Here is a 17,912-nt window from a genome sequence, read left to right as displayed (position 1 = left end):
TTGAAGAATCTCCCTGCCTACTACCTGCTTTCTACTTTAAATAAGATGTCTTTACTACCTTTATCGGCTTATACCCGTCCACTTTCACAAAATAAATTCCGCTCTTCAGGTCTTTCCCTATAATATTATTTTTGGTTTCTTCCAATAACTTCCCGCTTATATCATAAATCCTTATTTTCTTTTCCTTTTCACTGAACGCTGACCACTTTATGTTTGTGATCCCCACAAACGGATTCGGACTTGCCCTGAGCGTAGTCGAAGGGGTTTCGATATTCGACTGTTCTTCCACCCCGACCTCCGTAATCTGGATATCGTCTATATAAAAATTATTGTACGCATATGCTGACCAACCCGATGTAGCCGTAAACCCTCCATAAGAATAAGAAGAAAAGCGTATGCCACTGACGGGACCTATTACGGTAGTACATATTTCTGCCCAAGTAGTCGCAGAATAATGACGATAAATCTCTTCCCAATTGCCATTTATATAAATACAAATATCCGAATATCCATTACCTTCTACGCCCCAGCTAGTATCTATTACAGATGCTTTAATTAAGCAATTTGAAATTGGCTTAAACGTTTGATTTATTGATGCCGAAGCATTAGCGTATGCCTCTCCATATGTTCCACCGTCATGCCCGCAAGAAATAAGTGTTCTTAAGTTACAGCTTCGTGGCGGGGAGACAGCAGAATTACTTGCTTGAATCACAGAAGTTGCCATTGCATGTCCATTCCCCGCAATGCTTGAATCCATGTGTGTATATTTCACCCATCCCGTATCCCACGGCGTCATATCAAAACTAGGATTTATAAATTCATTTGTCCTCGGATTACATATAATCCTTACAAGATAACTATAATAAGAAATACAACCTGCAACTATAAGCCCCTCATCATAAGTTTGTTGGACGGAATAACCTATCCCATTGGCCCCACCGCCATAATTTTTTGTCCACAAAATGTCCCCATTGGCATTTACCTTTATAAAATAAAAACCGGACCGAGCTCCTGCTATTACAAACCCGCTGTCTGTAGTCTGGCATACAGAGTGGCTTTCAGAGCCATTAAATGCCCTTGTCCATAAGGTGTCCCCATTGGAATTTGTTTTTATTAGATAAATGTTCTTGCCGGTGCTAAAAGAAAATGTCCTCCCCGTTACAATGTATCCATCATCAAAGGTCTGCTGAACCGAACTCCCCTCATCCGAACCTGAACCGCCATAAGTCCTTGTCCATAGTGTATCGCCCGAAGAATCCGTTCTGATTAAATAAACATCATAATTGCCTGCCCCGAAAGACATTGTCCTTCCTACAATTATAAATCCGCCGTCCACTGTTTGCGAAACCGAACAGCCCAAATCTTCGCTACTTCCACCATAAGTTTTTGTCCACAAGGTATCCCCATTGGGATTTGTTTTTATGAGATAAACATCCCCATTGATATCGCCGAAAGAATCTGTAAAACCTACTATTGCAAGTCCACTGTCTGCAGTTTGACATACAGAATAACCACAGCCGCTACCATAAGCTCTTGTCCATAAGGTATCCCCATTTGAATCTGTTTTTAGGAGATAAATATCCGAAGGATTTGAACCTGCTATTACAAAACCGTCATCTTTAGTTTGGCATACAGAATAACCATATTTGTAGGTACTCCCGCCGTAAGTTTTTTCCCATAATTTATCACCATTAGGATTTGTCTTTATAAGATAAATGTTATAAGGACCTCCGGTATATACATAACCTGCTGTTACAAATCCACTATCTTTTAGCTGGCATACAGAACGACCGTAACCCAAATAAGTCCTTGTCCAGAGCGTGTCCGGCGTTTGCGCTTTTGTAATTTGAGAAGCTGTAAGTAAAGTGAGAAAAAAGTATGTTATCAAAAGTTTATGCATTATCTCTTCTTATTTATCTTATACTCAAATTCTTAATACTTATATAAATATTTTAAGAAGTATTGTCAATGAAAAAATAACAGATTTTAAATTTGTTTTTTATTATCTGTATTCCATAGATAAATATGGCTATAGTTTGTTTCTCAGTCCTTATTTTTTTCGCTATGATTTTCTTGTTATCTGCGGAACACCTCTCTGCCTCAGGTGGAGTACCTGCCTCTAAAATTCTTTCTGTAGGCAGTCCCCTCTTATTTAAATCTCTTGACAATTCCGCATATTTGAGACATTATAAAAGATTAAGTTGGTTAATTATCATTGAAAATTAAAAAATTCGTATTTGTAAATCAAGGAGACAAGATGAAAAAAAATATCGGACGTTCTACTTTAACAGTAATATTTTCGGCACTTTTTGTCGGTCAAACAATTTTCGCAGATGTTTGGCCCGGTTATCATAACACCCAACAACGAACAGGGCTAAGTACAAATTATGGCCCGGACTGCTGTTCTACAGCTTGTGACATAGATATCCAGTTTAGTCTCGCTTCTCCTGTCATAGATGGAGCAAACCAAAAAGTATATATGCAGGGCGCAGTCGGACCCTCAGGCCCCTGGAATCTTTGGTGTATAGATGCTAACAATTGCTCGATTAAATGGACATACCTTTTAAGCGATTCAATGCCTACAAATGGATTAATAATACACTCTTCCTGCGCTATATATGGAGACAGCCTTATTTATGTCGGCAGTCCTGCAGACAGCACTTTTTATTGTATTGACTCGTCCGGCGCATATAAGTGGAAATACAAAACCGGTGATAGAATACGTCCGTCTCCTGCCGTTTCTTCGGATGGTTCGGTAATATATACTATGTCTGATGACGGATATCTTTATGCAATAAATTCGGACAGCACGCTGAAATGGAAAACTTTAACAACCGCAAGCTCTTCCAAATATTCTTCTCCAACGCTCTCTCCGGACGATAGTACCGTATATGTAGGCTCTTATAATAACAAACTTTACGCTATAAAAGCAGATAGTGGTTCCATAAAATGGAGTTATGTAACGGGCGATGAAGTACGCACCTCTCCTGCTATCGGAATATATACGGATACCGCAACTTTAATAACGGATACCATTATATATGTAACTTCCTACACCGGCAGACTTTATGCGGTAAAACAGGATGGAATCTTGAAATGGAGTCGTGTATTAGGCGGAAATGCCAATTCCTCGCCGGCTTTAGACGTGGGAAGAGGAATGATTTATATCGGTTCGGATTCAACTACAAATAATCGCCTTAATGCACTTAATATGTCTGACGGCACGATAAAGTGGAGAATGGCTCTTGCCGGAGGTTCCAGATATTCCTCTCCTGCAATTGCTTCCCCGAATAATTTGATTTATATAGGGGATGCTTCTAATACAATTAATATCATAGCAAATTGGGTGGATTCAGGAGTGATGGTATGTCAAAAAACTTATGATTGGCCAATTACTTCCCCCGTTATAGGCGCAGATACAAGTATTTGGTTTAACGGGTATTCCTATCTGCATAAAATTAAATGCTGGGCAGCGCCATCTTCCATAGAAGAAAACAAACTTGATTTTAAAATAAATTCCGGAAAAAACTGGCCGAATCCTTTCTCTACCAAAACAAGAATATCTTTTGCCCTTCCTGAAAAATCCTTTGTCAACCTCGACATATACGATATAACGGGGAAATTGGTTAAAACGTTGTCCGGCAATTATGCTTCAGGTCAGCACTCAATAATCTGGGACGCTAAAGATAATCGCAGTAATAAAATAAAAACCGGAATATACCTTTGCAGATTGAAAACTAACTCCTACTCGGTTACACGCAAAATCACCGTAATAAAATAATAAACAATTTGGTAGGGGCGACTCAACCGAGTCGCCCCTTTTTGTTTCTTTTTGTTATCCGTTTTTCGTGCCCTTCTATATTTCGTGCTTTCGTGGTTTTGTGGCAAATTCTTTTCTTTTTTCCTAAAAATTGCATTTTTTATCTTTTTTGACTTGACAAGAGCATATATTTGAATCACTATAATATTATAAAGGTTGGAAGTGTATTGTCTATTAGTTAAAAAAGTTATTATTTTGTAAGGAGGAAAAATGAAAAAAATGTTTATGTTAGTTTCTTTTGTTGTCCTTTTCATCGGACAGTCAATCTCTGCATCCGTATGGCCAAGTTACCATAATACGGATATTCGACGAACAGGCTTTAGTCCAAATTTCGGACCGGACTGCTGCGATACTTCTTGCGAAATAGATATTGAATATAGTTACGCTTCGCCTGTTATAGATGGAGCAAATGAAAAAGTATATATGCAGGGCGGAGTTAATGCTAGCGGCCCTTGGAACTTATGGTGCGTAGGCGCTCGCGATTGTTCAGTTAAATGGACATACCAGTTAAACGCTACTAACCCCACAGGTGGATTACAAATGCACTCTTCCTGCGCCATATCTGGCGATACTGTTGTTTATGTCGGCAATCCGGCAAACAATGCTCTTACTTGCATTGATTCTTCCGGCGCATATAGATGGAAATATATAACTGGTGGTAGAGTACGTGCATCTCCTGCTGTTTCCTCGGATGGTTCGGTGATATACACTATGTCCGATGACGGTTATCTTTATGCAATAAACTCGGACAGCACAATGAAATGGAGAACGTTAACAACCGCAACCGGCGCCAAATTCTCTTCTCCAACACTTTCTCCCGATGAAGGCACTATATTCGTAGGTTGCTCAAATAACAGACTTTACGCTTTTACAGCAAGCACTGGTGCAATAAGATGGAGTTATACGACGAGCGATGAAGTGCGCGGCACTCCCGCTGTTGGCGCAGATACCACTATATATGTGGGCAACTATGCCGGCAGACTTTATGCAATAAACCCGGGCGGAACTGTGAAATGGAGTCTCGCCTTGGGTGGCACTGCCAACTCCTCACCGGCTTTAGATGAGGGGAGAGGAATACTTTATATCGGTTCAAACAATAATAAACTTAACGCCGTAGATATAGCAACGGGCGCTCTAAAATGGTCATTCACTCTCGACGGCAATCCGGGCTTTTCTTCTCCTGCAGTTGCTTCTCCAAACAATTTGATTTATATAGGAACCGGCAATAATTCAATTTATATCATAGCAAATTATGCAGACTCCGGACATCTAATATGCAAAAATACTTACTCCTGGCAGATTACTTCTCCTGCCATAGCGGCAGATACGAGTATCTGGTTTAATGAGTATTCCCGAAGATTACACAGAATTCATTGCTATAAAACACCTACATCAATAGAAGAAGGCAAACTCGATTTCAAAATAAATTCCGGCAAAAGCTCGCCGAATCCTTTCTCTACGGAAACAAGAATATCCCTTACCCTTCCTGAAAAATCTTTTGTCAACCTCGATATATACGATATAACAGGGAAATTGGTTAAATCTTTATCCGGCAATTACACTGAAGGCCAGCATTCAATAAAATGGGATGCTAAAGATAATCACGGCAATAGAATAAAAACCGGAATATATCTTTGCAGATTAAAAACAAACTCCTACTCGATTACACGCAAAATTACGGTAATAGAATAATAAATAATTCAAAAAGGGGCGACTCAACGAGTCGCCCCTTTTTGTTTACTTAGAGTTTGTGACATAGGAAATAATAGCAAGCCCTTTTCAGCTATGTTACAGTCTCTTTGTCGGAAGTATTAGAGACTGGTTATCCAGCTGTGCTGGGTATTTGTACCTACATTAAATAAGATATATCTAACTGTCTGTTTCCTGTCCAGTTCTGCCGGACAGTTTATAGAATAAATAAACGGTTTTTGTTTTAATGTTTGAAGGAGGAAAAATGCGTAACATCTTGTTTTTAGGGCTTTTAGGGCTATATTTTGTTCCCTTGAATGCCCAGAATATTAATGATACTCTGACCCCACAACTTGAACCTCCCTTTCTTTATTGGGATAGCGCAAATAGAATAAAATATGAAGCGGTAAAGTTTTACCCTGAGCGCGCCTGTTCTGTGTTTGCAATTATGCACGGCGTGATTGCTCCGGGCGCAGCCTCCAAGCAGTGCAGCCTTTTTATATGGAATGATATAAACGGGTACCCCGGGACAAAATTATTAGAAGTTCGTACTACTGCGGAAACGGACTCAACGGGTATTTCGTGGAATGTATATACATTGCCTTCGCCGATATATATAAAAGTTCCGTTCTGGGTGGGAAATTATGAGATGGATACACTTTTTCCTACGACCCGTTTTGATACTATGAAAAGCTTACCTTCCCAATACAATTTTGGGACAGGTTGGTTCTATACACGAAATGACTATTTTCTTGGCGCTGTTGTGAAATACGACACGGGTGGGGCTTCACCGGTACAAAGAACAGTATTACTGGAAGAACTAACAAGTGTCGGGTGAGGGAACTGCCCTTATACAGCGGGTGCGCTGCATCAATTGGAAGAAGAAGCAGGAGATTCAATAATTATTCTTGGATATAATGGAAATACACCTTTTGTAAATTCACCATCAACCCAAAGGATTATGCATTATTTGCCGGGAGTATATCCTACGACATGGTGCGATGGAAGCATTAGAAGAAGAGGTATGAGCTGGTATCAAATTTATCGCAATGATTTTGATTTCCGCAAAACAATTCCGGCGTTATTAACAATTGGACTTACAGGTTCTTATGACCCGTCAGCAAGAACCGGAAGTGTAACAGCTCGTATTGCCAATACTACCGATAATACAATAAATGCGTTAGCTCATTGCGTAATTGTTGAAACTGATATCCCATATGCATGGCAGGGAGAGGATAGTTTATTCCACGTAGTAAGAAATATGATGCCGATAAGCGGTATGCCTATCTCAATACCCGGTAATAGTTTTATTGATGAAACAAGAAGTTTTACAATGGATCCGACCTGGGTATATCATAATTCTTATATAGTCGTTTTTGTCCAGGACTCATCCGATGAAATTTATCAGGCGGCTAAAATGCCTCTTTTGAGCATAAGCGCAGAAGAAAATAGCGTCCCCCGGACAATTGTTACTCTGAATAATTCGCCTACTCCTTTCGCCTCCGGCACAACTATTCATTATTCAATAACTAACGGGAAAACAAAAGATATCCAAATAGGTATTTATGATATAACAGGCTCTTTGGTGAAACAACTTGTAAACGGCAAACAAGGATCGGGTAACTATACTATATACTGGGATGGGAAAGGCAACAACGCAAACAAATTAAAATCAGGAATATATTTTGTGAGATTGACAGTTGGCGGACACAACGAAACTAAAAAGATAACGCTTATAAAATAAGTAATTGTTGTATATTTGATTTTTGATATTTAATATTAAATTTGGTAGGGGTATTATGAGAAATTTCTCGTTGGTTGTTGCAGGTTTAGTTATGTTCACAAAATTAAGCTATGCGGGGTGGACAATTGGTACGATAGATAGCGTTGGCGATGTCGGAAAATATACCTCTTTGTGCTTTTGGATGGGAGGAGTTGCTGCAAGTTATTACGATGAAACTAACGGAAATCTCAAGTGCAGACTTGATTTGTTGGATAAAACATCTCAATCCTTTGACAGTGAAGATAGCGCAGGAAACGTAGGAAAGTTTACTTCTATAGGCGGGTGTGGAGACACTTTGTTCATTAGTTATTATGATGAGACAAACGGAAATTTGAAAATCGCAAGGACAGAATGCTGGAAGGACGGTTTTTTTCAAACATATGCCATAGACAGTGTCGGTAATGTCGGATTATTTACTTCGCTTTATATAGACAAAACTCATGATGTCCCTTATATTAGTTACTACGATGAAACCAACGGAGACCTAAAATTAGCTTGTTTAAAGGATTCCGTATGGACTGTTCAAAAAGTAGATACTGCCGGAGACGTGGGGAGATATAATTCTATTGCAGGACATTCGGATACGATTTATATCAGTTATTATGACAGCACTAACGGAGACTTGAAACTTGCAAAATACAACGGAACAAACTGGCAAATTGAAAAAGTCGACACGATGGGAGATGTAGGAAAATACAGCTCCGTTTCTTATTTTTATTCCGATGTTTATATTTATTATTACGATGAGACTAGTGGAGATTTGAAGTCTGCGCACTATAATAACATCTCCTGGAGTATTGGAATAATAGATAGTACGGGAGATGTAGGAATGTTTTGTAATGGCAAGGGTTTCTTAACATACTATGATAAAACCAACGGGAATTTTTTAAGTTTGGGAGTAAGCAGCTGGCTGGTTGATACCGCCGGAGACGTGGGTGGATATTCTTCGAGTGTAGCAGAGACGGAATTATTTTTTGCAATATACTATGATTTTACAAACAAAGACCTCAAATGCGCATATGTGCGTGGCGCAGTGGAAGAACAAGCAACTGCCTTAAATAATACTTTCTTAACCGTTACTCCTAATCTTTCAACTAAAAACTTTTCCATTTCTTATACCTTGCCCTCAACTTCTTCCGTTAACTTAAAAGTATTTAATGTCTCGGGTAAAGTAGTTGACGTTTTATCAAATGAAAAACAAAATGCCGGCAAACACCAATTATTCTGGCAACCTAACAACTTACCAAACGGATTATATTTTCTGCAATTGAATGCAAACGAAACAAAATTAACAAAAAAATTAATTTTAATGAAATAAAAAAATTATGGGATATCTTCTTACTACAGGCAGAAAAAGAGAATTTATGAGAGAAAATAAAAAAATCTCTTGCTTTCTCTTGAAATCCCTGTTAGTAATAAATTTCTTTGTGAAAAAAGGGGGTAAAATGAAAAATGCATTTTTCTTAATTTCTGCTTCTGTCTTTTTAATGTGGCAGCCAGTCTTCGCAGATGTATGGCCAAGTTTTCACAACAATAACCAAAGAATAGGCTCGGTTAACCGTTACGGTCCGGATTGCTGTACTACGACATGTAACACACAAATTGAGTGGAATTACGGTTCTCCCGTTATAGATGACTTCGGTCACGCATATATACAGGGTGCCGAACACGGGCAGGGGCCTACGGGAAAATGGTATTTTTGGTGTGTAAATGAGGATTGCACCGTTAAATGGAAATTGCTTATGAACAACTCTAATCCTCCATTTGTTTTTCCTCACTCGTCCGGAGCCATATACAATAATGAAGTAGTTTATGTCGGTAACTCGGGCGACTCTTCCCTCTGGGCGGTCGATACTAGCGGTGTAATGAAATGGAAATTCAGAGTCTACACCCCGGTTCGTTCTTCTCCGGTCGTTACTCCCGATGGAGCTGTTATTTATGTGATGTGCGATTCGGGATACCTATACGCAATTAACTCGGATAACTCATTAAGATGGAAATACTTCACTTCCTATACCGGCACCGAACAAACATCTTCCCCGGCTATCGGCAGCGATAATACCATATATGTCGGTGCAAGAAGCGGTAAACTTTATGCAATTAATCCTGACGGTAGCTTGAAATGGAGTTACGCAACAGGACTCGATGTGTGGTCTTCCCCGGCTATTCACAACGATGTCATTTATGTAGGTTCGCAAGATAACAAACTTTACGCCATAAACTCTGACGGTAGCTTAAAATGGAGTTACTCGACAGGAGGTAACGTTATGTCTTCTCCTGCCGTTAATTATGCGCTAAATATGGTTTATGTCGGCTCTAATGACACCTATTTATATGCCTTGACTACTGACGGCGTATTCAAATGGAGAAGAAAATTATCCGGTATGCCGGGAATATCTTCTCCGGCAGTAGCTATGTCAAATAGTATGGTCTATATCGGAGATGATGCGAATAAAATATATATGGTAGAAGACTGGGTGGACTCCTCCGTATTAAAATGTTCTCTAACACACGACTGGGACATAACTTCTCCCGCAATAGATAAAGATACAAGCATCTGGTATAATGAATATTCTCACTACTTACACAAAATTAAGTGCAAACTTCCTCCCCGGGCAATAGAGGAAAAATTTGACATAAGGGTCCGTTCGGAAAGAAGCTGGCCGAATCCTTTCAGGAAAGAAACAAAAATATCTTTTATCCTTCCGGAAAAGTCCTATGTCAAACTCGATATATATGATATAACCGGAAAATTGGTTATAAAACTAATGGACGGGAGCTACGCATCCGGGCAGCACTTAATCAAATGGGACGGCATAGACCAACATGGCAATAAGATAACTGCAGGAACATACCTCTTTATGCTAAAAACAGACACTTACACAGTCACGCGTAAAATGACAGTACTAAAATAATAAATAATTTAAAAAGGGGCGCCCCTGTTTGTACAGGGACGCCCCTTTTTATTTTATGTTCAGGTTTTATCGGCAGGTTTTTGAAAAACTTGACTAATAAGGCAAGACAATTTATATTAAAAATAGCAATATAAAATAATGGAGATTTAATATCCCGGGGAGGCAGTATGCGTAAGTTGGCATCACTTATATCTCTTTTGGCGGTTTTAAGCATTAGCGCGAATAGTTACGCCAAAGAAAAAGACCCTCTAATAGCAGGATGTATGTCTTGTCTTATCGCTGGACTCGGACAAGTTTATAATGGAGAAATTATGAAGGGATGTATGTTCTTTGGTGGAACTCTTTTAGGTTCAATGATAACGTTAAGCGCTTATCAAATAGAGCTGAACGGTCCTACAGTTGACCCGGGACCATTCTGGACAGGCATAGCTATTAGTTCCGCTACCGGTATTTTAAGCATAGCTGATGCTGTTATTGTCGCAAATAAAATAAATGAAGGAAAGGCTTACCTCTAAAACAATTAATCTCGGACTGGGCATTGAAAGTAAAAAAGCATACGGAATGGAACTCTCTTTCAATTATAACTTTAAATAAAAAATAGGGGGCGAGTCTTTGACACTCTCCTTTCTTTGTTTTAATCTCTTTCCCGTCTACCGCAGGCAGAAAATCTCTATTAAATTATCTGTTTTTCTCTTCGTGTTATTATATTAGGATAAAAATATTGACAAATATCGTTTTTCAGAACATTAATTGTAAAGATAGTCATTGTTATAAGATTTAGGAGAGAAAATGATAAAATTAAAAGTAATAATATTTTTTGTTTTTGTTGCAACAATTGTTAATGCGCAACATGCAGGATGGACAAATTATATCAACGGGCAATATATTACAGCTATTGCTGATAGCGGTAATGAATTATGGATTGGCACTGATGGTGGGGGACTCGTAAAAATGAACAAAACTACAGGGGAAATGACATTTTATAACACCTTAAATTCAGGCTTACCCTCTAACTATGTCCAGACACTTGCAATACAGGGGAGTGATATCTGGGTTGGCATTAGTACTTACTATTATGGTGGTCTTGCAAAGTTTGACGGCACGAACTGGACTGTGTATAACACCTCAAATTCCGGTTTGCCTGATGACCGTGTCTATGCTCTTGGAATAGAAGGAAGTAATATCTGGATTGGTACATGGAATGGCTTAGCAAAGTTTGACGGCACAAACTGGACTGTGTATGACACCTCAAATTCAGGTTTGCTTTCTAACCATATCACTGCTATTGCAATAGGAGACAGTAATAAATGGATTGGGGCTTCTGGTGGTGGTCTTGCGAAGTTTGACGATACTAACTGGACTGTATATAATACCTCAAATTCCGGTTTGCCTTCTAATTATGCCGGGGTTCTTGCAATAGAAGGAAGTAATATCTGGATTATCAGTGGTGGTCTTGTAAAGTTTGACGGCACAAACTGGACTGTGTATAACACCTCAAATTCAGGTCTGCCCGATAACGCTCTCAGCGCTCTTGCAACAGAAGGTAGTAATATCTGGGTTGGCACTCATTATTATGGACTGGTGAGGTTTGACGGCACGAACTGGACTGTGTATAATCCTTCAAATTCCGATTTGCCTGATAAAAAAATCAGCGTCCTTGTAATAGAAGGAAATAATAAATGGATTGGCACTCAAGATAGTGGTCTTGTTAAGTTTGACAGTACTAACTGGACTGTGTTCAATCCCTCAAACTCCGGGTTGCCTAATAACGATGTCCGCGCTCTTGCATACGATGGAAGTAATATCTGGATTGGCACTGATGGTGGCATTGCAAAGTTTGATAACACGAATTGGACTGTTTATGACTCCTCCAATGTGTGTTTACCTACTAACGATATCTGTGCTCTTGCGATAGAAGGGAGCAATAAATGGATTGGAACCGGTAATGGTCTTGTTAAGTTTGACGGCACAAACTGGATTGTATTTAATAGCTCAAATTCCGGGTTGACTGACAGCTGGGTCACTGCTCTGGCAATACAAGGGAGTAATAAATGGATTGGTACTCGTGATGGTGGTTTTGCGAGGTTTAACGGCACATGGACTGTGTTTCATCAAGACCATGTTTATGCTCTTGCAGTAGAAGGAAGTAATGTATGGGTTGGCACTTTTGAGGGGCTTGTGAAGTGTGACGGCATTGGCCGGACTGTTTATAACACCTCAAATTCAGGCTTGCCTGCCAATAGAGTCAATGCTATTGCAATACAAGGAAGTACTAAATGGGTTGGCACTAATGGTGGTCTTGCAAAGTTTGACGGGGCGAACTGGACTGTTTATAACACCTCAAGTTCAGGTTTGCCTTCTAACGGTGTCTCTGCGATTGCAATAGAAGGAAGTAACAAATGGATCGGAACTAATAATGGCCTTGCAAAGTTTGACGGCACGAGCTGGACTGTGTATGACACCTCAAATTCTGGTTTGCCTTCTAACGGTATCTCTGCGCTTGCAATAGAAGGAAGTAATATCTGGATTGGCACTTATAACGGGATTGCAGTATATACTAAGACAGGAATAGAAGAACCATCAAATTCGGATTTAGGTCGAAGATTCACCTCAGGCGGAAATGCAGATTTTAAAATAATAAAAAATAAAATTTATCTTTTTGTTTCAAACACTATAAACGCAGATATAAAATTATATGATTTATGCGGGAGGGTGAAAGAGATTATGCATGCAGGTACTTTAGCTAAAGGTAATTATATATTTACTCCTAATATTCACAATAACGGTATTTACTTTGTAAGTTTTGCAATAGGCAATTATAAAGAAATAAAAAAATTAATCTTGATAAAATAATTAGGAGAACCTATGAAAAAATTATTACTTTTAATAATCTGCATTTCCCCATTAAACTCATTTGCAGGTAACAGTTGGGTAACGCAATATTCCAGCGGTAAGGTTAGGGACATTAGTTTCCCCGATTCGCTTCACGGCTGGGCAACGGAAATCAACACGCTTAGTAAAATACTATTTACTAACGACGGCGGGAAGATATGGAACGAAAAAACAACAGCTATTACGGCAGACTCTAACTATTTTTTTGGCTGCACCTGTTTTGCTAATTCTTCTAAAGGATGGGTAGGCGGATCTTGGAGAAGCTATAACACTAGTTCGCCCTGGGCCGGTTATGGTTGGGTATTATTATCTACAACAAACGGATTTAACAACTACACTATTACAAAACATGAGATAATCTCACATTATGAGAGTGGAGGCGTTTTAACTATTGAAACGATAGGAGGTATGTTATTATGGGGATATTGGGAGTGTGACATAAACGGGTATGATACTTATATGAACGGGACACGTATATGCCAGTGGCCGCCAGCCTCAATGCCAATATGTTTTATAGACGGTACTCACGGATGGGTTCTTTGCCAGTCTAAGTTGTTTAAAACTACTGATAGTTTATCCCTTTTATATACTTTATACGTAAATGACATAGACTTCATAGACACCCTTCACGGCTGGGCAGTCGGAGATACCGGGAAAATATTATACACCAACAACGGGGGAGTTGATAGTATATGGGACACCCTGATAAGTGGAGTAACCAATAACTTAACTTGCGTAAAATTTGTTGACTCCCTGAACGGTTGGGTAGGCGGAAACGGAATCATTTTAAGAACCCGTGACGGCGGACAGATATGGACATCTGAAGGTTCGTACACTGTATCTAAAATATGTGCCATAGATACAACTTATGCCTGGGCGCTAAGTGGCGGAAATATCCTGAAGTATAAACCCTACATCGGCATAGAAGAACCCTTTGCAGGCACCCCCGTAGAGACAGATTATAATCTGTCTCTCTCCCAAAATCCATTCTCTCGCTCAACAGTTATCACTTATTCTGTGGGAGAGGTTTCCCAACCTCGATATGTCTCCCTTAATCTTTACGATATATCAGGAAGTTGTGTAAAAACATTAATCAACGAACTCAAACCCGCCGGCTCTTATTCCACAACCCTCTCCGCAAACGAACTAAAAACAGGCATTTATTTTCTAACCTTAAATGCAGGTAAATACAAGAAAACTACAAAACTCATCCTGATGAAATAATTTTGGGTATTTGTTTGCAGAATGACACCCATCTTTGTAGTCAAAATAGTTGGCTATTCGTGACATCCAAAGCTTTTTATCTTTCAACTTGCCTGCAGACAGGTTTTTGGGGTTGAAGGCAAAGAAGAAACCTTTCTGTTTAATTAATTTCCAAATAACCCTAATTACCACCCAATTATTAATAATTTATCCGGTTGAACTGCTATTTCCGTATTCTATTTTTTTCTTTGCGACTTAGGGCGGCTACTTCTTCCCTTTCGTTTTTCCCTTTGCTTTAGGATTCTCTGCGTCTTTTTTCATTGCGTTTAACCTTGCAGACAAAGTATCTATCATAACGGCAGCTTTCTTGAATTCCCCTATTTCTAAAAGAGCAGTTGAGAGCGCTTGGTTACAAGCTCTTATAGTCGTGAGATTTGGATCTTTTGCTTTTTTATCAAGGGCCGCAAGGATTTCAAGAGAATCTTTTATATCTATTAATTTGCTTTCCAACGACACTATTCCAGGAACAAATCCGCGGATTTTATTAAGCTCTATGTCAAGGCTGTCTATTTCTCTTCTGCTTATTTTGTCAGTCATCTGCTCACTTGCGGCATCAATTACTCCAAACACGCTTTTGGCGTTGGCAATTCGTCCCATTATGTCTTGTATTTGTGGCACCATTCCGTCTAATGCCTTTTTTATTTTTGGTCCTTGACATCCTAATACAAATACTCCTAATATGATTAAAATACCGCTTCCCTTTAATATGTTTTTCATTTTACCTCCTTTCCCCATAAATTAATTAAAATAAAGGGGCAGGAAAATCCCGCCCCCATATTATAAATATTCGATTTTTTACTTAAGTAACCTGAACCCGGCTATCTTCTGGAAGCCATACTTAAAAGTGATTTTTAATGTCCCTGATTCTGTTCCGGTAGTTATCTGCATCTTTGCGTAATATTTGTTCTGAAGCCATAACACATAAGTTGCGCCGTCAACCAAACCTTCATAAGTTGCATATCCGGTTATTGGAGCTTGTGCAAGATTATCGTATGAGTATGATATATCGTAAGCAATCCCTGTTGAATGAGCAAATTCAGTGTCAAAGGTACTTGGAGATGTTAATGTGCTGTCAACATCAAGAACAAAGTCTACTTTGTCTGTGTTCTGTCTACTGCCGTCTGCCCCGAGAGAATATTCTGCTCCCGTTCCATCAGAAGCCCAACCATATCCACTTGGACCTAAAGGCGAAGGGACTATGTATACAGGCCCTTCATTTGTAGCTGTTTCAATGGCCGATGATTTCTCTGCCGCATCGCTTATTGTCCCACCAATATATGCCTTTACTTCATAGTCTCCTAATTCTGTTGGTTGATGAGTATATTCACAAGCCGTTACCGTATCAAGCACCTCATCATTTAAGTAAACAATATATCCGGTCGCAGTATCAGTAGAAGCGGTCCACGTTAATTTAAGAGAAAGAGAATCCGCGCCAGCCACCGCAAGAGTAAGCGCTGTTGGTGCAGCAACACTGGTAGGGTCACCCGGATTGTTTTTGCCGCAACCGGAAAGCCCGACAACCAATCCTATGCACAGAAGCATTCCTAGCATTTTTTTCATAATTAGTTCCTCCACGTTAATATTTGAGTGCACAAGAAATATTTTCATACTACTTATGCACTCAATATTGTGTTCTATTTATTTAACTTTTGCTTTTATTGGTTTGCTGGCTTTCTTTTCTACTTTCACAGGGGCTTTCATTGTTTCTAATTTCCCCTTCAAGCCATCTGCAACTCCGCAAGCCATTTTGACTTCACCTAAACTTGCTACGACTGCATCTAATTTGCCGTTCAATTCGGTTATCTCTGTCTTGACTTCTTTAGACGCTTTTTTATCAAGCACTGCTAAAGAATCTTTCATTACCGTAACCTGTTCTTCAATTGCCAATAATGAAACTAAATTCCCTTTTAAACCGTCTATCTGAAGGATAAGAGAATCTATCTGTGTCTTTTCTACTTTACCTTCTACTTTTTTTCCAATTTCAGTTAACTGCCCGAGAGGTGTTTGCATAGCCGCAACCTGGTTCTGTAATTCATCAACCTGTGGTTTTAAAGCATCTATTGCCTGCTTTACTTTCGGACCTTCACAACCCATAATTAATACGCCCGTTACTACTACTGCCAAAAGCTTTATACTATTTTTCATTGTAATTTCTCCTTCCTTTCTCTATATTTTACTATTTGATCTTTACTTTTTTCCTTTTTTCGCTGGTTTTTCTGGCTTTGCCGGTGCTTTCATGCTTTCTAATTTTGCTTTTAAACCGTCGAGGGAAGCAATACCATTTCTTATTTCACCCAAACTTGCTGCAACTGCATCTAATTTGCCGTTCATTTCGGTTATAACCTTTTTGTTTTCACCTGATGCTTTTTTATCAAGAACCGCTAATGAATCCTTAATCATTGTTACCTGTCCTTCTAATTCTACAAATGCTACTAAACTTCCCTTAAGACCTTCTGATTGAAGAATTAAAGAATCTATCTGTGCTGCTTCTATTTTCGGTGCCTTTACTGCTTTTTTACCTTTTTCTGGCTTTGCTGCCGGTTGTGTCATTGTTGCTACTTTGTTCATAAGTTCAGCTGCCTGTCCCATTATTCCCTGGACGCCTGAAACTTTACCTTCTAATTCGCTTACCTGTGGTGTGAAAGCATCTAACGCCTGCTTTATCTTCGGACCTTCGCAGCCCAAAATGATTGCCCCTGCGAGTATGACTCCCAAAAGCTTTGTTCCGTTTTTCATCTTCTTCCTCCTTAAAAATTTCCCGCCATCGGCGGAATTACTTTATACTGTTAATATTCTAATTACAACCCCTTGCCTGCTTGTCTGTTATCACCTCCGCAGTAATATCTGCAGTCTCACTTCTCCTTCTGAAATGGAGAACAAAATCTATCTCTTTTTTATGATACTTCAAATACCTGTTGCCTTTATCCATACCTTGTAACAATAGAATTTAACAGGAATGTGTAGTGAGACACTCCAAAGTCCTTCACACAACTTTACTCGCTTTTTATATGTAAACACAAAATTATTATTGTGCATTGAAACTCCGAAATCAAAGTTTGTCAAGATAAAAGTTTTGCCAAAACCTTTCTATTTCTTAATTGTTTCCCCTTACCAAGAAACACATTAACTCGCCCCATAGCGATAAAACAAGAAATCGTTACTCTGGTTACACTAAACGCCACCCCACTAACTGTTTACCCAATAATTTCAACTTACATTCTTTTCCGACAAAACTGATTATCGAGTTTTATTTTCTTTTTCTCATTCCTATCCCTTAAATATAAGAAATGTTATTATTGCCCTATCCGCTATTTTACTTCACCCCTTTCTCTTCAACGTATCTGGCATATTTGCCTTTTTTATCACTTATCTCCTTACATATCAATAACTTACAGATACTTTTACCTGTAAATTCCGATATCTTCTGGAAAATAAAAATAAAAAAAATTAAAAATAATGCTTGACAAAGGTTTTAGATGTGTTAAAGCTCGAGACAGTTAATAAAGGAGGTGATTCACAAATGAATAAATCAGACCTTGTTGCCAGAATG

Annotated in this window: 15 protein-coding genes; 9 read left to right on the top strand and 6 right to left on the bottom strand. The window is 39.0% G+C overall.

What is annotated here, in order from left to right:
* Positions 1–31 precede the first annotated feature (31 nt).
* Both WC614_10000 and WC614_09995 read right to left on the bottom strand, forming a co-directional pair.
* Positions 32–1,900 (bottom strand): T9SS type A sorting domain-containing protein, encoded by a 1,869-nt coding sequence (locus WC614_10000; GenBank protein MFA5033340.1) that lies wholly within the window; start codon positions 1,898–1,900, stop codon positions 32–34.
* A gap of 52 nt (positions 1,901–1,952) precedes the next feature.
* On the bottom strand, positions 1,953–2,168 hold the full coding sequence (locus WC614_09995; protein MFA5033339.1) for a hypothetical protein: 216 nt from the start codon (positions 2,166–2,168) through the stop codon (positions 1,953–1,955).
* Positions 2,169–2,257: 89 nt separating this feature from the next.
* Here WC614_09995 and WC614_09990 point away from each other — a divergent pair, with 89 nt between their 5' ends.
* The 9 genes from WC614_09990 to WC614_09950 all read left to right on the top strand — a co-directional run bounded on the left by WC614_09990 (position 2,258) and on the right by WC614_09950 (position 14,323).
* Entirely contained in the window at positions 2,258–3,781 is a 1,524-nt protein-coding gene (locus WC614_09990; protein MFA5033338.1) for a PQQ-binding-like beta-propeller repeat protein, read from the top strand.
* Positions 3,782–4,030: 249 nt separating this feature from the next.
* A complete protein-coding gene (locus WC614_09985; protein ID MFA5033337.1) occupies positions 4,031–5,512 on the top strand; it encodes a PQQ-binding-like beta-propeller repeat protein in 1,482 nt (493 codons plus the stop codon).
* A gap of 262 nt (positions 5,513–5,774) precedes the next feature.
* A complete protein-coding gene (locus WC614_09980; protein ID MFA5033336.1) occupies positions 5,775–6,347 on the top strand; it encodes a hypothetical protein in 573 nt (190 codons plus the stop codon).
* Positions 6,348–6,383: 36 nt separating this feature from the next.
* A complete protein-coding gene (locus WC614_09975; protein MFA5033335.1) occupies positions 6,384–7,253 on the top strand; it encodes a FlgD immunoglobulin-like domain containing protein in 870 nt (289 codons plus the stop codon).
* 55 nt (positions 7,254–7,308) lie between these two features.
* Entirely contained in the window at positions 7,309–8,610 is a 1,302-nt protein-coding gene (locus tag WC614_09970; protein ID MFA5033334.1) for a T9SS type A sorting domain-containing protein, read from the top strand.
* A gap of 127 nt (positions 8,611–8,737) precedes the next feature.
* Entirely contained in the window at positions 8,738–10,207 is a 1,470-nt protein-coding gene (locus WC614_09965; protein ID MFA5033333.1) for a PQQ-binding-like beta-propeller repeat protein, read from the top strand.
* Positions 10,208–10,374: 167 nt separating this feature from the next.
* Positions 10,375–10,722, top strand: coding sequence for a hypothetical protein (locus WC614_09960; GenBank protein MFA5033332.1), 348 nt, complete (start codon positions 10,375–10,377; stop codon positions 10,720–10,722).
* 274 nt (positions 10,723–10,996) lie between these two features.
* Positions 10,997–13,060: a two-component regulator propeller domain-containing protein gene (locus tag WC614_09955; GenBank protein MFA5033331.1), complete on the top strand. Its 2,064-nt coding sequence runs from the start codon at positions 10,997–10,999 to the stop codon at positions 13,058–13,060.
* A 12-nt stretch (positions 13,061–13,072) separates the two neighbouring features.
* Positions 13,073–14,323, top strand: a complete 1,251-nt coding sequence (locus tag WC614_09950) for a YCF48-related protein (GenBank protein MFA5033330.1) — start codon at positions 13,073–13,075, stop codon at positions 14,321–14,323.
* A 243-nt stretch (positions 14,324–14,566) separates the two neighbouring features.
* Here the strand turns inward: WC614_09950 and WC614_09945 are convergent, their stop codons facing one another.
* The 4 genes from WC614_09945 to WC614_09930 all read right to left on the bottom strand — a co-directional run bounded on the left by WC614_09945 (position 14,567) and on the right by WC614_09930 (position 17,098).
* Positions 14,567–15,079, bottom strand: a complete 513-nt coding sequence (locus tag WC614_09945) for a hypothetical protein (GenBank protein MFA5033329.1) — start codon at positions 15,077–15,079, stop codon at positions 14,567–14,569.
* 78 nt (positions 15,080–15,157) lie between these two features.
* On the bottom strand, positions 15,158–15,922 hold the full coding sequence (locus WC614_09940) for a hypothetical protein (GenBank protein MFA5033328.1): 765 nt from the start codon (positions 15,920–15,922) through the stop codon (positions 15,158–15,160).
* Positions 15,923–16,000: 78 nt separating this feature from the next.
* A complete protein-coding gene (locus WC614_09935; GenBank protein MFA5033327.1) occupies positions 16,001–16,507 on the bottom strand; it encodes a hypothetical protein in 507 nt (168 codons plus the stop codon).
* A gap of 42 nt (positions 16,508–16,549) precedes the next feature.
* Positions 16,550–17,098, bottom strand: a complete 549-nt coding sequence (locus WC614_09930; protein ID MFA5033326.1) for a hypothetical protein — start codon at positions 17,096–17,098, stop codon at positions 16,550–16,552.
* Positions 17,099–17,912: the final 814 nt, after the last annotated feature.

It is taken from the genome of bacterium, assembly GCA_041649255.1.
Classification (GTDB): domain Bacteria; phylum Hydrothermota; class UBA3073; order JACQXS01; family JAQTXJ01; genus JAQTXJ01.
The sequence above is the reverse complement of the archived record's forward strand: the minus strand, read 5'-3'. Positions and strand labels throughout refer to the sequence as shown.